Annotated in this window: 16 protein-coding genes; 12 read left to right on the top strand and 4 right to left on the bottom strand. The window is 37.0% G+C overall.

Annotation, left to right across the window (positions count from 1 at the left end; genetic code table 11):
* The first annotated feature begins 389 nt into the window (after nucleotides 1-389).
* Both ACFIQC_RS04165 and guaB read left to right on the top strand, forming a co-directional pair.
* Nucleotides 390-1,961 carry a phospholipase D family protein gene (locus tag ACFIQC_RS04165; RefSeq protein WP_375629995.1) on the top strand — a complete coding sequence of 524 codons (1,572 nt, stop codon included), beginning with the start codon at nucleotides 390-392 and terminating at the stop codon, nucleotides 1,959-1,961.
* A 149-nt stretch (nucleotides 1,962-2,110) separates the two neighbouring features.
* Nucleotides 2,111-3,610, top strand: a complete 1,500-nt coding sequence (gene guaB, locus ACFIQC_RS04160) for an IMP dehydrogenase (protein ID WP_375706780.1) — start codon at nucleotides 2,111-2,113, stop codon at nucleotides 3,608-3,610.
* Nucleotides 3,611-3,789: 179 nt separating this feature from the next.
* Here the strand turns inward: guaB and ACFIQC_RS04155 are convergent, their stop codons facing one another.
* Nucleotides 3,790-3,936, bottom strand: coding sequence for a hypothetical protein (locus tag ACFIQC_RS04155; RefSeq protein ID WP_375706779.1), 147 nt, complete (start codon nucleotides 3,934-3,936; stop codon nucleotides 3,790-3,792).
* A 467-nt stretch (nucleotides 3,937-4,403) separates the two neighbouring features.
* Between ACFIQC_RS04155 and ACFIQC_RS04150 the strand changes: the two genes are divergently transcribed.
* The 7 genes from ACFIQC_RS04150 to ACFIQC_RS04120 all read left to right on the top strand — a co-directional run bounded on the left by ACFIQC_RS04150 (nucleotide 4,404) and on the right by ACFIQC_RS04120 (nucleotide 13,460).
* Nucleotides 4,404-5,690: an RsmB/NOP family class I SAM-dependent RNA methyltransferase gene (locus tag ACFIQC_RS04150; protein ID WP_375706778.1), complete on the top strand. Its 1,287-nt coding sequence runs from the start codon at nucleotides 4,404-4,406 to the stop codon at nucleotides 5,688-5,690.
* A gap of 132 nt (nucleotides 5,691-5,822) precedes the next feature.
* Nucleotides 5,823-7,379 carry a glutamine-hydrolyzing GMP synthase gene (guaA, locus tag ACFIQC_RS04145; RefSeq protein WP_375706787.1) on the top strand — a complete coding sequence of 519 codons (1,557 nt, stop codon included), beginning with the start codon at nucleotides 5,823-5,825 and terminating at the stop codon, nucleotides 7,377-7,379.
* A 169-nt stretch (nucleotides 7,380-7,548) separates the two neighbouring features.
* Nucleotides 7,549-8,271 carry a glycerophosphodiester phosphodiesterase gene (locus tag ACFIQC_RS04140; RefSeq protein WP_375706777.1) on the top strand — a complete coding sequence of 241 codons (723 nt, stop codon included), beginning with the start codon at nucleotides 7,549-7,551 and terminating at the stop codon, nucleotides 8,269-8,271.
* Nucleotides 8,272-9,234: 963 nt separating this feature from the next.
* The gene (gene ugpB / locus ACFIQC_RS04135) at nucleotides 9,235-10,569 is read left to right on the top strand and encodes a sn-glycerol-3-phosphate ABC transporter substrate-binding protein UgpB (RefSeq protein WP_375618067.1); all 1,335 of its coding nucleotides are present in this window, start codon (nucleotides 9,235-9,237) and stop codon (nucleotides 10,567-10,569) included.
* 95 nt (nucleotides 10,570-10,664) lie between these two features.
* Nucleotides 10,665-11,549, top strand: a complete 885-nt coding sequence (gene ugpA / locus ACFIQC_RS04130) for a sn-glycerol-3-phosphate ABC transporter permease UgpA (protein ID WP_375621175.1) — start codon at nucleotides 10,665-10,667, stop codon at nucleotides 11,547-11,549.
* 10 nt (nucleotides 11,550-11,559) lie between these two features.
* A complete protein-coding gene (ugpE, locus tag ACFIQC_RS04125) occupies nucleotides 11,560-12,411 on the top strand; it encodes a sn-glycerol-3-phosphate ABC transporter permease UgpE (protein WP_375613289.1) in 852 nt (283 codons plus the stop codon).
* Nucleotides 12,412-12,413: 2 nt separating this feature from the next.
* A complete protein-coding gene (locus tag ACFIQC_RS04120) occupies nucleotides 12,414-13,460 on the top strand; it encodes a sn-glycerol-3-phosphate import ATP-binding protein UgpC (RefSeq protein WP_375621176.1) in 1,047 nt (348 codons plus the stop codon).
* Between the two features lie 612 nt (nucleotides 13,461-14,072).
* Here ACFIQC_RS04120 and ACFIQC_RS04115 read toward each other — a convergent pair.
* Genes ACFIQC_RS04115 through ACFIQC_RS04105 form a run of 3 tightly spaced genes read right to left on the bottom strand, consistent with a single transcriptional unit; the run spans nucleotide 14,073 to nucleotide 16,626 of the window.
* A complete protein-coding gene (locus ACFIQC_RS04115) occupies nucleotides 14,073-14,990 on the bottom strand; it encodes a metal ABC transporter solute-binding protein, Zn/Mn family (RefSeq protein WP_375621177.1) in 918 nt (305 codons plus the stop codon).
* Nucleotides 14,991-15,000: 10 nt separating this feature from the next.
* Nucleotides 15,001-15,870 carry a metal ABC transporter permease gene (locus ACFIQC_RS04110; RefSeq protein WP_375611837.1) on the bottom strand — a complete coding sequence of 290 codons (870 nt, stop codon included), beginning with the start codon at nucleotides 15,868-15,870 and terminating at the stop codon, nucleotides 15,001-15,003.
* A 3-nt stretch (nucleotides 15,871-15,873) separates the two neighbouring features.
* Entirely contained in the window at nucleotides 15,874-16,626 is a 753-nt protein-coding gene (locus ACFIQC_RS04105; RefSeq protein ID WP_375693624.1) for an ABC transporter ATP-binding protein, read from the bottom strand.
* A gap of 682 nt (nucleotides 16,627-17,308) precedes the next feature.
* Between ACFIQC_RS04105 and nrdH the strand changes: the two genes are divergently transcribed.
* The 3 genes from nrdH to nrdE are packed head-to-tail and all read left to right on the top strand — an operon-like array spanning nucleotide 17,309 to nucleotide 20,063.
* Nucleotides 17,309-17,533 carry a glutaredoxin-like protein NrdH gene (nrdH, locus tag ACFIQC_RS04100; RefSeq protein ID WP_005774163.1) on the top strand — a complete coding sequence of 75 codons (225 nt, stop codon included), beginning with the start codon at nucleotides 17,309-17,311 and terminating at the stop codon, nucleotides 17,531-17,533.
* Nucleotides 17,533-17,931: a class Ib ribonucleoside-diphosphate reductase assembly flavoprotein NrdI gene (gene nrdI, locus ACFIQC_RS04095; RefSeq protein WP_375621180.1), complete on the top strand. Its 399-nt coding sequence runs from the start codon at nucleotides 17,533-17,535 to the stop codon at nucleotides 17,929-17,931. The genes nrdH and nrdI overlap by 1 nt, the downstream gene beginning before the upstream one ends.
* A complete protein-coding gene (nrdE, locus tag ACFIQC_RS04090) occupies nucleotides 17,913-20,063 on the top strand; it encodes a class 1b ribonucleoside-diphosphate reductase subunit alpha (protein ID WP_375621181.1) in 2,151 nt (716 codons plus the stop codon). Before nrdI ends, nrdE begins: the two co-directional genes overlap by 19 nt.
* The last annotated feature ends 10 nt before the right edge of the window (nucleotides 20,064-20,073 follow it).

Below are 20,073 nucleotides of genomic sequence, written 5' to 3'. Positions count from 1 at the left end.
TCTCTTCATGACAAGCAAGCGTTTCAAAAAAATAGAGTGGATTTTGATAAAGTCCGTGGGGGAAAGCTGAAGAAAATAATCATTTATTGTAAAATTTATCTATAGAGGATAATTTTGTAGATTTAAATCAAATATAAATTTTATGTGACTATTTTAATCGTTTGTTTCAATTTATACAATTTTAGTTAAGTTTACATTTATTAAAACAGAGAAGCATTTTTAAAAACTTTTAAATACTACCGCTAAAATTTTTGTATCATCAATATTAAATTTATACTCTCTTAAGCAAGAAGTGGCATTTTATCTGCTATACGATTAAGATAAAGTGATTAGTGTTATCGTTTGCATTACTGATGATGTGATAGTTTAAAATAGAAAGTTTGCCCTCTTTGACTCTTTTACAGATTGTTATTGGTTTTGTCCTCTTTTTTTTTATTGCATCTATGTTGGCAATCTACACCTATGGGCGTTTTGTGAAAAATGCTAGGGGGAAATGTTCTTATGCGTTACCTCTTCAGAAAGATGAAACTAAGCTTGATCGTATCGTCAGTCAATTAGCTGAGAAAGAAAATGGATTGGGGATTGATAAAGATGCCCTTTCCCTCATTATCAGCAATTTGGATGCGTTTTGTGTTCGTGCAATAGGAGCTGCAGAGGCTGGGCGTAGCCTTGATCTGATGTATTATATTTGGGATGATGATTTAACGGGGCGCCTATTATTAAGTGAAATAGTTGAGGCAGCTGATCGAGGGGTTCGGGTACGGCTTCTTTTGGATGATATTAATGCTCAGGCACGTGATCCAGCTTATATTGCACTAGATAAACATCCTTATATTGAGGTGAGAATGTTTAATCCAGGGCGATCGCGTAAAGGTGGTTTACGCCGTGGTTTAGAAATTATATTACGGGCAATTACTGTAACACGTAGAATGCATAATAAAGCTTTTATTGTTGATGGCAGGGTCGCTTTTGTAGGAGGACGTAATCTTGCAGATTCTTATTTTGATGCTGGTAAAGAATCCCATTTTCGAGATTTAGATTTGATGTTAATCGGTCCTTCTGTTAAAAAGGTAGAAAGTATCTTTGATGATTTTTGGAATAGTGCTGTTGTTTTGCCAATTCATACTTTGGTTGTTCCTAAAAGCGCAAGTGATCTTAGCTATTGGAAAGATAAATTACGAAAGTTTCGTGATTCCAAGGTTGCAAAAGTTTATTTAGATTATGTCAAAGAGCACATTAACTTTAATTGTTTTATCCAAACAGGAAAGCGGTTATTTTTAGCAGACAAAGTTGTTGTTCTTTCTGACCCTCCAGAAAAAGCATTGCGTAAAAAAGCAAGCAATTGGCTTATGAAGGCACTTTCAAAGGTTATTGGAAATGCCCAAAAAACGGTTCAGATTACGTCACCTTATTTTGTTCCTGGTAAGGTTGGCACGCAGAATTTTAGTAATTTGGTTTCAAAGGGTGTTGATGTCAAAATTCTGACAAATTCTTTAGCTGCTACTGATGTAGCATTAGTGCATGGTGGTTATGTACCTTATCGTAAGGCATTGTTGAAAAGTGGTGTTAATCTTTATGAATTAAAAGCGGAAGGCAATACTCATGGGTTACGATTGTTTCGATCGAGTAAGGCAAGTTTACATGCCAAAGCTTTTTTAATTGATCGTAAAACAGCTTTTATTGGATCTTTAAATTTTGATCCAAGATCAGCATCATTAAATACAGAAATGGGCATTCTTTTTGAATGTGCTCCCATTACAGCAAGATTAGATTTGTTGTTTTCTGAAGAAACCACAGGGGAAATGAGCTATCATCTGCGTCTTGGTGATAATAATCGTATTTATTGGGATTTTATTGAAAATGAAAAAAAATATAGCATTGACTATGAGCCAGAAAGCAATTTTTGGCGTCGCGCATTTGCAAAAATAATAAGTTGGTTACCTATTGAATCACAATTGTAAATTTTTATAAACCACACTTAAAAAAATATTTATTTTTCTTTTCATTTTGTTTGTAGCATGGCATAATTTTTTGCCAATCTACCATGTATGAGAACCGCAGTTGTATTTTAAAGCTTCTTGCGGTGTTTTATTATAAAAGGAATTTTGATATGGCAAAGATTGTTGAAACGGGGACAGGTGCATTGGCACTGACTTTTGATGATGTACTTTTACAACCCGGTCATTCTCTTGTTATGCCTAGTCAAGTGGATCTCAGTACGCGCATTGCAGCGGATATTAAGCTCAATTTGCCATTGCTTTCTGCGGCAATGGATACGGTAACAGAATCGCGTTTGGCAATTGCTATGGCTCAAGCTGGTGGTCTTGGGGTTATTCATCGTAATATGTCTCCTGCAGAGCAGGCAGAAGAAGTTCGCCAAGTAAAAAAGTTTGAATCTGGTATGGTTGTTAATCCAGTCACCATTGGACCAGATGCAACACTTGAAGAAGCAAAATCTTTGATGCGCTCTCATGGTATTTCCGGTATTCCGGTTGTTGAAAATGGTGCTAAAGGTGAAACTGCTGGACGGCTTGTTGGCATTTTGACAAATAGGGATGTGCGTTTTGCATCGGATCCTAAACAAAAAATTTATGAATTAATGACGCATGAAAATTTAATCACAGTGCGTGAAAATGTTCAACTCAGTGAAGCGAAGTATCTTTTACATCATCATCGTATTGAAAAATTATTAGTTGTGGATGAACAGAATCGTTGTGTCGGACTGATAACAGTTAAGGATATTGAAAAAGCAAAATTAAATCCAAACGCTGCCAAAGATTCACAAGGTCGCTTGCGTGTTGCAGCTGCAAGTAGTGTAGGGAACGATGGGTTTGAGCGGGCTGAACGATTAATTGATGCAGGCGTTGATATTCTAGTAATTGATACTGCACATGGACATTCTCAGCGTGTATTAGACACTGTTGAGCGTATTAAAAAAATGACGTTTTCTCCAGCTATTATTGCTGGTAATGTGGCGACTGCTCAAGCAACACAGGCTTTGATTGACAGTGGTGCGGATGCTATAAAAGTTGGGATTGGTCCTGGTTCTATTTGCACAACGCGAATTGTTGCAGGTGTTGGTGTTCCTCAGCTTGCAGCCATTATGAATGCTGCAGAAGTTGCTGAAAAAGCGGGCATTCCCGTTATTGCTGATGGGGGGATAAAAGCTTCAGGTGATTTTGCTAAAGCCTTAGCAGGTGGGGCTTGTGCTGCTATGATTGGCTCTCTTTTAGCGGGTACAGAAGAAAGTCCTGGCGAAGTTTATCTTTATCAAGGACGATCCTTTAAAGCTTATCGCGGCATGGGATCTGTTGGTGCTATGGCACGAGGATCGGCAGATCGCTATTTTCAAGATGATGTTCGTGATGAACTTAAGTTGGTTCCTGAAGGTGTGGAGGGGCAGGTGGCTTATAAAGGTCCTATAGCATCAGTTCTACATCAGCTTGCTGGTGGACTTCGTGCTTCGATGGGGTATGTTGGAGCAAAAGATCTCATAGAGTTTCGTGAAAAAGCAACGTTTGTACGTATTACGAATGCGGGACTCCATGAAAGTCATACGCATGATGTTTCTATCACACGAGAGAGTCCAAATTATCGTGGGCCAGTTTAAAGATACAAGAGCCTAATATCATATTGCATAAATATAAAATTTTCCGAGAACCAGAAAGAGAGACTGCGCTTTTTTCTGTTTGTAATTTGGTGTAATAATCCCAAAAAGGAAAGAATTAGAGGTTAAAACTCTAATCCTTTCTGTTAAGACTATATGAAATAAGTTATATAAAATTAGAATTAGCTTTTTGTTGTCTTCCGTCCAGTCTTTGACGCACGTTGGCGAGTGTTTGTCTGATCACTTTGGACGGATTTCTTTCCGTTGTTTGAGGGCATTGTATTATGACCGCTTTTAGACGAAGTTGTTTTTCCATTATTATAAGTCATTATTTTCTCCTTTAAAATTGTCTGGCAGTTGCCATTAGAGTAAAAACGGTCATGCCAAATAGTGGTTCCAAGCATTTTCTAAAAAGTTAATTTTTTGTTGAACGTAAGATGAACTTGTTTAATTTTATGAGAAGATTTTTTCTATTGTTCAGACAATCCTCGTAAATTTTATTTTACGCAAATAAATTAAAGAGTTTGGTTTTTTCGTAATGCGTGGCGGAAATAAGTTTTTTATGGATGGCTACGTATCTTTTAGTATAAGAGGTAGAAGGATAAAAAACGAATGGGCAGAAGATGAAAGGAAAAATTTAGATACTCTAAATTGGATCTTATAAAAAAGTATGATCAGATCATTTTAATATTGAATGTAAATTTTTTATGGCTTTGAGAAGGTTTCATTGGCAAGAAGGCGATAATATTATTTTTTTAGATGATTTAAAATTTTATTATTTTAATGGGAGAAATGAATGCGATTAGGTGGGCGTTTGCAAGCAGCAATAGATGTTCTCACAGAGATAGAAATGAAGCATCGCCCAGTAGGAGAAGCTTTAAAGGATTGGGGTCTTTCTCATCGCTTTGCTGGAGCAGGTGATCGTGCAGCTATTGGTACAATCGTTTATGATGTTTTAAGACGACGTTATTCTTTACAATGGCGTATGGAGAGTGATTATATCCGAGATATCGTTTTTGGTGCCTTATTAGATTCTGGAAAAATGACGCTGGAGCAAATTGATGGTGAATTGGCAGAAGATCGGTTTGCACCGCAGTTATTAGGGGATAAACAGCGTAAATCGTGGCAAGGTCAGCAATTAGTGGATGCTCCAGACTATATTCGTGGTGATATTCCGCAATGGTGTCAAGCGCATCTGCGTCCTTTATTTGGTGATAATTGGATCACTGAAGCGGCTGCGTTAGCAACGCGTCCTTCTTTAGACCTACGGGTAAATAACCTAAAGGCAACACCAGAAAAGGTGCTGAAAGAATTAGCAAAAACCAAACTTAAATCTTTTCCATGGTTTGGGCAAGCTTTAAGAATTGCACCGATTGAAAAGTTTAATCGTCATCCCAATGTTCAAGTGGAACCAGCTTTTCAAAAAGGACACTTTGAAATACAGGATTTAGGATCTCAAATTGTTGCTCACCTTGTGGAAGCGCAAGAGGGCATGCAGGTATTAGATTATTGTGCAGGTGCTGGGGGCAAAACATTAGCTTTAGCTTCCGATATGAACAATCGTGGGCAAATTTATGCTTATGATTTTGATAAAGTGCGCCTAGCTCCTATTTTTGATCGTCTTCGACGTGCTGGTGTTCGTAATGTACAAACACGAGCACAAAAAGAAGAATTGAAGCCATTAATAGGCCAGATGGATAGAGTTCTACTAGATGCACCATGTAGTGGGACAGGAACATGGCGTCGTCGTCCAGATGCGAAATGGCGTTTAACATTAGAACAAGTGAAACAACGCCAAGCAGAACAGAGGGATATTTTGAATGAAGCGATAGCTTATCTTAAGCCAAATGGGCGCCTAATCTATATTACCTGTTCTCTTTTTACAGATGAAAATGAGGAACAAATTTCCCATTTCCTTCAACAACATTCTCATTTTTCTCCAATAGATATGCCAGCGCTTTGGCAGAAACATTTTAGTTTTTCTCCTGTGCAACCAGTTTTTTCAAATTATGGACTTACTTTGTCGCCGGCCACAACACAAACAGATGGGTTCTTTTTATCTGTGTTGCAAAAAAAACATTGATCCATATTTTTGCACTTTTTATCATAAACTTTACAAGAATAATCTTTTTCTTAAGAAAACAGGCTTGTGAAAAGAGAAAGATTGAATCATAACTCTCATGAGTTTTCTTTTACAATTGTTGATTGGTTTTCTATGAGCATATCACATCCAGACACTGTTCTTATTATTGACTTTGGTTCACAAGTTACACAACTTATTGCACGACGGGTACGAGCAATGGGAGTGTATTGTGAAATTACTCCTTTTCAATTGGCTTTAGAAGCTGTGCGCCGCATAAATCCTAAAGCTATTATTTTATCAGGGAGTCCTTATTCCGTTATTGATGAGGGCTCTCCGCGTGCTCCAATGGAAATTTTTGAGGCGGGTGTTCCGATTTTGGGTATTTGCTATGGTGAACAAGTCATGTGTGTTCAGCTTGGAGGAAAGGTTGAAGCTGGACATGAGCGTGAATTTGGGCGTGCTTTTTTGGAAGTTCAAGAAGAGAGTGCCCTTTTTGATGGAGTGTGGGAAAAAGGTTCTCGTTATCAAGTATGGATGAGCCATGGTGACCGTGTGGCAGCTTTACCAGAAGGTTTTCGTGTCATAGGAACCTCAAAAGGAGCTCCCTATGCGGCTATTGCTGATGAGAAAAGATATTTTTATGCGGTACAGTTTCATCCTGAAGTTATCCATACACCGGATGGTACAAAACTTTTGCAAAATTTTGTTCATAAGATCTCTGCTATTAAAGGTAGTTGGTCAATGGCTTCTTATCGTGAGCAGGCAATTGCTACGATACGACAAAAAGTTGGGAAAAGTCGTGTGATTTGTGGTCTTTCAGGGGGAGTGGATTCATCTGTTGTAGCGGTACTCCTTCACGAAGCCATAGGAGATCAACTGACATGTATTTTGGTAGACCATGGGCTGATGCGCAAGAATGAAGCTGAAGAAGTTCTCACGCTCTTTCGTGATCACTATAATATAGAGCTTATTCACGTTAATGCTGCTGATGTGTTTCTTAATGCTTTAAAAGGTGAGACAGATCCAGAAAAAAAACGCAAAACAATTGGTCGCCTTTTTATTGAAGTTTTTGAAGAAGAAACGAAAAAAATAGGAGGTGCAGAGTTTTTAGCACAAGGAACACTTTATCCAGATGTGATTGAGAGTGTTTCTGCTATTGGTGAAACGGTAACCATTAAAAGCCATCATAATGTGGGTGGGCTACCAGAACAGATGAAGATGAAACTTGTAGAACCGTTACGTGAGCTCTTTAAGGATGAGGTTCGCTTGCTAGGGCGAGAGTTAGGATTACCAGAGCAGTTTATTGGTCGCCATCCTTTTCCAGGTCCCGGTCTTGCAATTCGCTGTCCAGGTACTGTGACCTGTGAAAAATTAGAAATTTTACGTGAAGCAGATGCTATCTATCTTGAGGAAATCCGTAAAGCCGGTCTTTATGACGAAATTTGGCAAGCTTTTGCTGTTCTTCTTCCAGTTCAAACTGTTGGCGTGATGGGGGATGGTCGCACTTATGAATTTGTTTGTGCTCTTCGCGCCGTCACATCTGTAGATGGAATGACTGCTGATTTTTATCCTTATGATATGGCGTTTTTAAGTAAGACAGCAGCACGTATTATTAACGAAGTTAGAGGGATTAATCGTGTTGTATATGATGTAACCTCAAAGCCTCCTAGTACTATTGAATGGGAATAATTAAAATGAAGGATAAGTCTTTTAAGAATAAAATATGATTGAGGGTTTGATATTCGAAAAGTGTAGAAAAAATCATTTAAAAATGATTGTGTATTTTCATATGATATAAGCCTTTATCTGGCAATCTGTAAGTCAATATCGTTTAAAATTGAGGAGTGTGGGATTTTGCATGTCTGAGAAAAAAATTGTTGCACACCGTGGAGGAGCTCATCTTTATTCTGAAAATACCCTTTCAGCATTTAATAATGCTATAGCGTTAGGTGTTGATGAAATTGAATGCGATGTTCATTTGCTGAAAAGCGGTGAAGTGGTTGTCTTTCATGACTTCCGTCTAGACCAATTGGTTGGAAAAAAGGGGTATATTCACGACATTGATAATGAAACGCGCAAACAACTCTGCGTAAAAGGAAGCCAAGAAGCACCTCCCTTATTAGAAGAAGTGCTTGATCTTTTAGCACCAACGAATGTTGCATTGCATCTTGAAATCAAGACATGCGGTGAAGTGGAGCGCGAAACAATATTATCCCAAAAAGCGCTTGCGCTAATAAAAAGCCGAAATTTATCAGAACGGGTTTCTGCAATTAGTTTTGATCCTTTTATCCTTCGTCCTTTTATTGAAGCAGGAATACCATCTGGTCCATGTGTTGATAATTTTGAAGGTGATATGTACCGTCATTTTTCTGAATGGAAGCAATTAGGTTATTCTGATCTAAGTTTAGATGGCTCTATTGTTTCACAGAACTTTATTGAATCTGCTCTTGAGGCTGGTTTTACTGTAGGGGTATGGACAATTAATGGAAAAGCTCGGTTATCATATTGGCTTGATATGCCTGTACATTATATTACGACAGATCAACCTGATCTCGCATTACAATTGTGTGCACAAAGGTAAAAATACATCAACACAAAAGGAACTATATATCTTCATAAAGTTAGCGTAATGAAAGAAGAAAAATTATCTAATATATAACAATAATACATTGATTATAATCATAATTAATATTTTACTCATGTGAGTAAGAGACCTTAATACGTAAGATTCTCTTATTTAAAATATTTTTACAATGAATCAATCAAAATCATTCGTTTGAACATTACAAGCAGGGTTGGAGTGTGGATAAAAAATGATTGAGAAAAGAATAAAAATATTCATTTAACATATTTCAAATGCAAGGCTTGTTTAAGCATTAGGGTCGCACATGATGATGTCGTTTTGCACTTTTATGAAGTGTAAAAATGATGGCATACAAAAAGTCTTATATACTTTAATGGAGAGGCTTTAGGGCTTATTTTATAGGTTCTATCATGAAATGTAGATGTATTGAAAGATTTTTTAACAGCATGGAAATTGGTCATACAGTGTCATTTTGTTTTGCGTGAGGGGTGTGACCTTGTTACAGGGAAAGAGACTATTAAGCGCTTCAAAATGATTTTCTTAATTTTAAAAAAATTCTATTTGTCTCTTCTTTAAATTCAGTAGCAGCATCGTGTTAAAGTTATAAGCCGAAAGTTATAAGACAAATAATAAAAGAATAAACAATTCTTTTTAAAAAAGTAAATCCAGATATTAAAATAGTCATTGAATGATATTTACGATCCATATCTTTTTACCAAGTGACTTTGCTTATTTAAGCCATCTCACTTTTTTCAGATAGTTACAAACGCGTATTTCGTGAATACATAAGAAAGCTTATAAAAGAAAATAAATAAATTTAAACAAATTCATTTGACCTTTAAGTGGTTCCTGTTTAAATGAGAGAATATGTTTCTGAAATAAAACAGTCATAGCATGTTCATGTGTAATACTATAAATTTAGGGGTAGTTTGTATTCCATCACTTCAGAAAGGGTGAAGCATGAGTCGTTTTTATCTTTCCATAGCGGCCACGGTTGCTATCATAATGTCCACAGCGGGGATGACAGAAAGTTTTGCACAGACAAAAATCAGCTTTTGGCATTCTATGAGTGGTGAATTAGGAAAGCAAACTGAAAGTCTCATTAACGATTTTAATGCAAGTCAATCTGAGTATAAAGTTGTTTCTTCATTTCGCGGTGAATATGAAGAGGGATTGATTTCACTCATTGCAGCATTTCGTGGAAAGAAACAGCCAGTACTTGCTCAAATTTATGACGTTGGTACTGGAACTATGATGGCTGCAAAAGGCGCAATCTACCCATTTTATCAACTTATGGCTGATACAAAACAAGAATTTGATCCTACAGATTATTTCCCTGCTATTAGTGGTTATTACTCCGATGAACAGGGACGTATCGTCTCTATGCCATTTAATATTTCAACACCCATCCTTTATTATAACAAAGATATCTTTAAAAAAGCAGGGCTTGATCCAGAACAGCCTCCTAGAACATGGCAAGATATAGAAAACTTTTCCAAGAAAATTCTTGAGACTAAAGCGGCGACTTGTGGTTTTACAATGGCTTATGCCGCTCAATGGATTGGTATAGAAAATTTTTCAGCGTTGCATAATGTTCCTTTTGGAACGAAGGAAAATGGCTTCAAAGGACTTGATTCAGAACTTACATTTAATGGACCTTTACAAGTGCGTATGTGGACTGACCTGAAAAAGTGGTCTGATCAAGGTATTTTCCGTTACGGTGGTCCAGCAGGTGCATTAGATTCAACACCAATGTTTATGGCACAAAATTGTGCAATTTTTATGCAATCTTCAGGATCACATGCTGGGATTGTTTCTGAAGCGCAGTTTAATGTGGGGGTTGGTATGCTACCGTACTATAAGGATACAGAAGGAGCACCACAAAATTCAGTTATTGGGGGAGCTTCTATTTGGGCGTTTAAGGGACATACTCCAAAGGAATATGCAGGGGCAGCCGCTTTTCTTAAATTTCTTTCAAAAACAGAAAATCAAGCAAAATGGCATCAGGAAACAGGTTATCTCCCAACCACAAAAGCGACTTATGAATTGAGCAAAAAACAACATTTCTATGAAAAAACGCCAGGTGCGGATATAGCTATCAAACAGATTAATCTTAATCCACCAACAGTTAACTCAAAAGGGATAAGATTTGGTAATTTACCACAAATTCGTGCCATTCTTGATCAAGAGTTGGAAGCTGTTCTTAGTGGTTCAAAAACGCCGAAAGATGGTTTAGATGAGACCGTTGAACGTGGAAATAAACTCTTGCGTGAATTTGAAAGATCTAATCATTAATTTCGTTTTATTGTTAAACATTAAAGACTCAACAAAAACGGTTGAGTCCTTTTTGTTTACTTTTTTAAAGTCTCTACATTTAAAGAGCCCTACGAATGCAAGAAAAACATGCATATTTTAAAAATAGTCTACTTTCTTACGGATTGCTTTTTCCTCAGCTTCTTGTGACTTTTTTGTTTTTCTTTTGGCCTGCTGCCCAAGCAATAAAATCATCTTTTGAGCGTGAAGACCCTTTTGGCTTTACAACAACCTTTATTGGTTTTGAGAATTATCTAACCGTTCTTTCTGATCCTACTTATCGGCAATCGCTTCTTACAACCGCAGTATTTTCCATCTCAGTTACTGTCGCTTCAATGACAATATCACTTCTCTTAGCTGTCTGTGTTGATCGTGTCATACGTGCAAAAAAGGCTTATACAATGCTTTTGCTCTGGCCCTATGCTGTTGCTCCAGTATTGGCAGGTATATTGTGGCTGTTTATCTTTCATCCCACCATCGGAATTATCCCTTTTTTTCTCGAGAAAATAGGGGTGCTATGGAATTATCGTATTAATGGCACTCAAGCAATGATTCTTATTGTCATTGCGGCTAGTTGGAAACAAATTTCTTACAATTTTCTCTTTTTTCTTACAGGTCTTCAGTCTGTTCCGCGTTCTCAAATAGAAGCAGCCGCCATTGATGGTGCTGGTCCCTTTAAACGATTTTGGACAGTGGTTTTCCCGCAAATTTCACCAACGACGTTTTTCCTTCTTATTGTCAATGTCAATTATGTTATGTTTGATACTTTTGGTATTATTGATAATACCACTTCTGGAGGTCCTGCGCGTGCAACGAGCATCCTCGTCTATAAAGTATATGACGATGGCTTTAGAAATCAAATAATCGGTGCATCAGCAGCACAATCAACAATATTGATGTTGATGGTTATTGTCTTAACGTTTATCCAGTTTCGCTGGATTGAGCGCCGTGTACAATATTAGGAAACAAATTATGGTTGAAAATCGCCCTGTTTTGAAATTTCTAACCCATATTATTCTCATTGTTGGTATTATCATTATTTGCTTTCCAGTTTATGTTGCTATCATTGCATCAACTCATAGTTCAGCAGCATTTAACTCAGGAACACTTCCTCTTTTGCCTGGGAAATATGCTCTGGAAAATTATAAAACAATCTTTGGTGATGGCCTTGCACAGCTGGGTTTGCCCAACCTCTGGCCACTCTTAATGAATTCATTCATTATGGCTCTTGGGATTAGCGTTGGAAAAATTATTATTTCACTTTTGTCTGCTTATGCAATTATTTACATGCGCTTTCCCTTCCGAAAAACTGCTTTTGTTCTTATTTTTGTTACATTGATGCTCCCTGTCGAAGTTCGTATTCTTCCAACCTATGAGATTGTTGCAAAATTGGGGATGGTCAACACCTATAGTGGAATGATTATTCCACTTATTGCATCTGCAACCGCTACATTTTTATTTCGCCAGTTTTTTTTGACTGTTCCAGATGAACTCTTAGAGGCGGCACGTGTTGATGGTGCAGGTCCAGTTAAATTTTTTAAGGATATTCTTCTTCCTCTTAGTAAAAGCAATATCGCTGCTTTATTTATCATTATGTTCATTTATGGATGGATACAATATCTCTGGCCTCTTATCATCACAACGGATCAAAATCATCAAACGATCCTTATTATTTTAAAACAGCTTATTGTCGAATCACTTCAACATGATCCTCAATGGAATATACTCATGGCAGTATCGGTTGTTGCCATGGTTCCTCCTGTTCTTGTTGTTATCTTCATGCAGCGGCTTTTTATCAAAGGCCTTATTGAAACGGAGAAGTAATTGTGGCCATAATCCAGTTATCAAATATAAAAAAACAGTATGACAACGGCATTCTGGTCATTGATGATTTAAACTTAACTGTTGCCGATAAAGAACTTCTTGTTCTTGTCGGTCCTTCAGGGTGCGGAAAATCGACCTTATTACGTATTATAGCAGGACTTGAACAAGTTACCTCAGGTGAATTATGCATTGATAACGAATGTATCAATGATCGTGAACCAGCTGATCGTGATATCGCTATGGTTTTTCAAAATTATGCCCTTTATCCCCATATGACAGTTCGTGGAAACTTAGAATATGGTCTTAAAAATCGTAAAACTCCTAAAGAAGAAATTAAAAAACGTATCGCACATGCTGCAAAGCTTTTGGAGATAGAACCATTTCTTGATCGTAAACCACGACAATTATCAGGAGGACAACGTCAGCGTGTTGCAATGGGGCGTGTGATTGTACGTCAACCCCGTGTTTTTCTCTTTGATGAACCTCTTTCAAATCTTGATGCAAAATTACGGGCGCAAATGTGTATTGAAATAAAAACACTACAGCGTTCATTAGGAACAACGAGCCTCTATGTTACCCATGATCAACTAGAAGCTATGACATTAGCTGATAGAATAGTCGTTTTGAATAAAGGAGCTATCGAGCAAATTGGAACACCAATGGAAATTTACGATACTCCAGCAACAACATTTGTTGCTGATTTTATTGGTTCTCCTCCTATGAATTTTCTTGATCGCCATGTCTTAGAACAACATTTAGGGCATTCATTTTCTTATGGTGAAGAAACTGATCTTTTAGCATTCAGACCTGAAATAATCTTATTGGGCCAACATCCAGATAAAGGGCCTGTCTTTCACACAAAAATTGAGCTTATCAAGCTTATTGGAACAGGTTGCCATGTTTTAACGCGTTGGAATGGTATCATCTTTACGATTGAAATAAAAGAACGCTTGACACACGACTATGGTCAAAAACTAAGTTTCACTGTTGCTCATCAGAATTTTCATACTTTTAATAAAAACACAGGAAAGCGCACAAATAATAAGTAAGCATTAATTGATGTGATACGACTCTCTTTTATGCTGCGTCATGATAATGTTGTATTCTGACTTTCTCGATTACATTCACAAAATCAGAGTATAACCGATGAGATTAAAAATAAAATTTTAAAAGTTTTGGTAATGGTTCATTGTCACATGATGTTGAGAATATTCGAAACGCTCATATAATGAAATCTTGCACTTTTATGGTCTATAAGAAGAATATTATTTTCAAACATCAAACATAATAAAGTTCTTTTCATTGTAGAAAAACATCAAGAGATAATAACCATTTATTAACCATATTTCTTCTCATTTAGAAAGGTACTTTATCAATAAAAAACAATCTATTATTATCTATTTCCTGATGTAATAATTTATGTATCTTATAAAGAATGAATAAGAAAAATAGAGAGAGAAAATTATTCATAGATGATGGCACTATGCACCTTATATCTTAACTTTGATCCATTTTAGCATCTATAGGGTATAAATTTTTTCTGTAAAATCAACTTTGTTTTATATCATTGTCACCAATCATGAGGATTGAGTATTATTGGTAACATAATCATAGATCTATGATTTTATGAATTTTTTCTTCTCTCTTTCGTAGAAGATTTTTTAAGGTTTCGTGATAGCATCAATGATGGTATTTACATTATGTTCCATCATATCGAGATAAGTTGCTGCAGGGCCATTTTTGTTTGACAATGCATCAGAATAAAGTGTTCCACCAATTGTTAAACCTGTTTCTTTTGCAATCTGTTTTATGAGACGGGGATTAGAGATATTTTCAACGAATAGGGCAGCTGCTTTATTCGCTTTAATTTGTTGGATAAGCTTGGCTACATCGGCTGCGGTTGCTTCAGCTTCTGTTGAAGCACTTTGAGGGGCAAGGATAGTAAAACCATATTCCTTGGCAAAATAGCCAAACGCGTCATGAGATGTGATAATGATACGTTTATCTTTAGGAATGGCAGCAATTTTTGTTTTCAGGGTATCTTGTGCTATTTTAAGTTTTTGGATGTAGGTTTCGGCATTTTTTTTGTAGCTGGTACAGGATTGTGGATCGATTTTACAAAAAGCAGCAGCGATATTCTTCACATAGATTTTGACATTGGGAATTGTTTGCCAAGCGTGTGGATCAATAACGCTGTGGTGGTGATGGGCATTATGTTCTTGATTTTTCATTTTGAGGGAAGGAATGTTAGCGCTAACTTCGACAAGAAGTGCTTTTGTCCCACTTGCTGTAATGAGGCGATCAATAAATCCTTCTAAATGAAGCCCGTTGATGAAAATAATTTGAGCATTTCTAAGAGCCTGAGCATCATGGGGGGTAGGTTCATAAGTGTGGGTATTCGCATTTGGACCTACAAAAGTGGTCATAGAGATATGGTTGTCTCCTACATTTTTTACGAGATCTGCGAGAATAGAAAAGCTCGCAACAACTTTGATTTTATTGTGTGCAGAAGCAGAAAATGGAGAAAGGGCAAGCAATAAAGCTCCAAGAAGAACAAATTTTTGAGCAAACTTAGGCACATTTTTTTCCTTAAAGTGAGGAGGTATAAAAGAGGTGGGGAAACCATGTTACAATAAAGCCACGTGGACTTATCAAACAGGAAACAAGATAAATAAATCCTGCGGCAATGATGATAGCAGGGCCGGAGGGAAGTGAAAGATGAAAAGAAAGCAGGAGACCACATACGCTAGAAATGATTCCAAAAAGAGTGGAAAGCGCGCAAATAGGGCCTAGCCGTGAAAACCAAAAACGGGCTGTAATGGCTGGAATCATCATAATACCAACGGAAAGTAATGTTCCTAGTGATTGAAAGCCTCCAACCAGATTCAACACCACAAGTCCAAGCAATGAAATATGAATATATTTACTCAATGGAGAGAGTGATTTAAAAAAGAGGGGGTCAAAGCTTTCTAAAACGAGTGCACGCCAAAAAATACAAAGGCTGCAGAGTGTAATCAGCATTATAGTAGTGATTAACCAAAGGGCTTGTGCATCAAGTGCAAGAACCGATCCGAATAAGAGATGAAGCAGCTCAATTGTTGAGTCTTTCAGTGAGATAATAATAACACCTGCCGCGAGTGCAATAAGATAAAAGACGGTCATGGATGCATCTTCTTTCTGAAAGCTGTTTCGTGAAATCAAAATGGTTGCTAAAGCAACAATAAGACCAGCGAAGATGCCACCAAGTGTCATAGATATGAGGGAAAAACCACAAATCAGAAAAGCAATTGCAACACCAGGAAGAATGGCATGAGAGATAGCATCTCCTGTCAAGCTCATTCCACGGAGCATCAAAAATACACCAACAGGACAAGCGCTAATAGACAGAAAAATAGAACCGATAAGGGCGTTTTGCATAAATTGGAAATCAACAAAGGGGGCAAGAAAAAATGTATACACGTCTTATAACCTAAGAAAGAGAGGATCATTGATGAGAAGATTTTGTTTTTGTGCGCTAATAGGAAAAGAATGGGATGTGAGAGGTGGCATAACGTGATGAAGGGTGTTGTTTAAAAACTGTGTTGTTTCTCCATAAAAGGCGTTTTGTTGATCAATTTGAATCATTTGGGGGAAAAATTCTTGCACGATGAGAGGGTTATGGAGTGCTGTGAGAATTGTGCGTCCTTGCTGTTGCCAGTATGTGATCAGAGCAAGAAGGTCTTTTTGGGTATTATGATCTACACCATTGAAAGGTTCATCAAGTAAAATAATATTGGCATCTTGTACAATGATACGTGCAAAAAGAGCGCGTTGTAATTGCCCGCCTGATAATGTTTCAAGCGAACGGGGTGCGAGTTCTGTAAGCCCAACCATTTTAAGAGCATTTTGAATCTTAGAATCATAAGGGCGCTGATTCTTCCATAATCCACAAAAAGACCACAGTCCTGTTTTTACAAGCGTTTTCACATCAATTGGAAATGTTTTATCCACATCACATTGCTGAGCAAGATAAGCAATGCGGCTTTTTTTTGGTTTTGTAATTTTTCCTTTAAGAGGTTTAATCAATCCGGCGATGGCTTTTAGCAGTGTCGATTTTCCAGCGCCATTATCACCTGTTATTGCAACCAATGAACCAGCTTTTAACTTTGCTGAAAAGTTCTTTATTGCTATTCTATTCCTATAGCCTAATGTTGTCTTATTGAAGTACAGATCCATATTTTTTACCATCGTTACTTATTATTTTGGAAACTATGTAATAATATAACGTTTGTCAACAAAATGTTATATTATTACATAGTTTTGAGTACTGAAAATTTTAGTGGGAAGATCGTGGAAAATTAAAAATAATAATTGAATTCACCTTGACGAAAGAGAGAGAGTATATACTATATATAGTATCAAAATGATTGGTGATTCTAAATAAGCACAAGAGAGGGTGTTAGTGTGTTTCGTTTGGTATCTAAGTTATTTCCATTATTGTAAAGAGTTTATTGGCCAAAGGTATAGCAGTATTTTTACTGAAGGGTCTCTTTTGGAAGGATTTCCTTTCGTTTTTGTAATTGATTTTTGCCGTAAAAGAGCAAACAGAGCTCTTGAAAAACGGTAGTTTAGAACATTAGTTTTTTAGACAGCAGGAGGGAATTGTAATGCAAGCAAAAGATTGTTTTATAACTAGGGGGCTTTGCCATTTAAGTTGTAGAATAATCGCTTATTCTCATCATAGTTTTTGAAGTTATTTGATGAGAGGAATTCTGTTATGTTCAGGAAGCTGTGTATTATTTGAAAATAACCATATGTTTTGCGTACAATTTCTATTTTTTGTTATTCTTGAGTACCTATAAAATTATTAGATTGACCTTTCAGGGTTGATTGTTTGGAATTGTGAAAGTTGAAGAAAATGTCGATCACTATTTATAGCAAACCATCTTGTGTCCAATGTGATGCTACACGCCGCGCTTTTGATGCAAAAGGCATTCATTATCGTGTTGTTGATATTTCTTGTGATGAACAAGCATACAGTTTTGTTCAATCTCTGGGGTATCGTCAGGTTCCTGTCGTTGTTTGTGGTGAAAATCATTGGTCTGGTTTTAGACCAGATATGATTAGTGGTCTTTGTGCTTAATGGGGCTTATTGTTTATTATTCGAGTGCAACGGGTAATACAGAACATTTTGTCTCGCAGCTTGGGCAACGACTCTTCAAAATTGATAAAAAAAAGCCTTCTGCATTGGTTGGTGAACCTTATGTATTGGTTGTTCCTACATATGCAGATGGCGAAGGAAGAGGGGCCGTGCCGAAAGCCGTTGTCCAGTTTCTTAATGAAGCTGAGAACCGAAAATTAATTCGTGGTGTTATTGGCGGTGGGAATCGTAATTTTGGTCGCTATTATAATCTAGCAAGTAAAATTATTGCTGAAAAATGTTGTGTACCTTGCCTTTATCGTTTTGAGCTGCGTGGAACTGATGAAGACGTTATTTATGTAAAAAAGGGATTGGAAAGATTTTGGAAACAATTGGTATAGGACAATCGCAGAAATCGGATCAGATTACTGATTATCATGCGTTGAATGCGATGCTTAATCTTTATGATGAAAATGGTCATATTCAATTTGATATGGATCGGCTTGCTGCGCGGCAATATTTTCTTCAGCATGTTAATCAAAATACAGTTTTTTTTCATAACCTGAAGGAAAAAATAGATTACTTAATAGAAGAAGGTTATTATGAAAAAGCTTTATTTGAGCTTTATGATTTTTCTTTTATTAAAAAGCTTTTTAAACGTGCTTATGCATTTAAGTTTCGTTTTCCTACCTTTTTAGGCGCATTTAAGTATTATACCAGCTATACACTGAAAACTTTTGATGGGAAACGTTATCTTGAACGTTATGAAGATCGCGTCTGTCTTGTAGCTTTATATTTGGCACAAGGGAATAAAGCTCTTGCTGAAAGTTTTGTGGATGAAATTATTACAGGACGTTTTCAACCGGCAACACCGACATTTTTAAATGCTGGGAAAAAACAACGAGGTGAATTGGTTTCGTGTTTTTTGCTACGTGTTGAAGATAATATGGAATCGATAGGTCGTTCGGTTAATTCGGCTTTGCAGCTTTCAAAACGTGGTGGAGGTGTAGCGCTTTGTTTAACGAATTTGCGGGAAGCAGGGGCGCCAATTAAGCAAATAGAAAATCAGTCCTCAGGTGTTTTACCGGTGATGAAACTCTTAGAAGATTCTTTTTCTTACGCCAATCAGCTTGGGGCACGACAGGGGGCTGGAGCTGTTTATTTGCATGCTCATCATTTAGATATTATGAAGTTTTTGGATACAAAGCGTGAAAATGCTGATGAAAAAGTTAGAATTAAAACGCTTTCGCTTGGTGTCGTTATTCCTGATATTACTTTTGAGCTTGCACGGAATAATGAGGATATGTATCTCTTCTCATCGTATGACATCGAGCGTGTGACAGGTAAGCCCTTTAGCGATATTTCTTTAACGGAGCATTATCGTTCTTTTGTTGATAATGCAAAGATTCGTAAAAAGAAAATAAATGCACGCGTTTTTTTCCAGACATTAGCGGAAATTCAATTTGAGTCCGGTTATCCCTATATTTTATTTGAGGATACTGCTAATCGATCGAATCCGATAGCTGGGCGCATAAGTATGAGCAATTTATGTTCAGAAATTTTGCAGGTGAGTGAGGCGAGTGAACTGGAGACAGATTTAACTTATCGCACGATTGGAAGTGATATATCCTGCAATCTTGGATCCATGAATATTGCCAATGCAATGGAAAGTCCTGATTTTGGACAGACCGTGGAATCTGCTGTTCGTGCTCTTACTGCTGTTTCGGATATGAGCAATATTGCTTGTGTGCCTTCCATTGCGAAAGGCAATACTGAAAGTCATGCGATTGGTTTGGGACAAATGAATTTGCATGGGTTTCTAGCGCGTGAGCAGATCTATTATGGGTCTCCAGAAGCGATTGATTTTACCAATATCTATTTTTATATTGTGACATATCACGCCATACGGGCTTCCAATTTAATTGCGCACGAACGTCAAGAAATGTTTGCAGGGTTTGAAAAATCAGCTTATGCAGATGGACGTTTTTTCGAAAAATATATTGAAAAAGAATGGAAACCGCAATTTCCGCTTGTGCAAGAGCTTTTTGCACGGAATAATATTGTTATTCCAGATCAAAAGGATTGGCAGGAACTCAAAAAATTAGTTATTGAGTATGGGCTTTATAACCGCAATTTGCAGGCAGTTCCACCTACGGGATCTATTTCCTATATTAATCATGCCACTTCTTCCATTCATCCAATTGCTTCAAAAATTGAAATTCGCAAAGAAGGAAAAATTGGGCGCGTTTATTATCCCGCTCCTTATATGGATAATACGAATTTGAATTTTTACCAAGATGCTTATGAGATTGGTCCTGAAAAAATTATAGATACCTATGCTGCTGCAACACAGCATGTTGATCAAGGTCTTTCATTAACATTATTTTTTCCTGATACAGCGACCACACGTGATATTAACCGCGCACAAATTTATGCTTGGAAAAAGGGTATCAAGAGTATTTACTATGTACGATTACGGCAAGTAGCATTAAGTGGAACAGAAGTTGATGGCTGTGTTTCGTGCAGTTTATAGGAGATCATCA

Source organism: Bartonella sp. AA126HLJHH (genome assembly GCF_042197425.1).
GTDB lineage: Bacteria > Pseudomonadota > Alphaproteobacteria > Rhizobiales > Rhizobiaceae > Bartonella.
The sequence above is the reverse complement of the archived record's forward strand: the minus strand, read 5'-3'. Positions and strand labels throughout refer to the sequence as shown.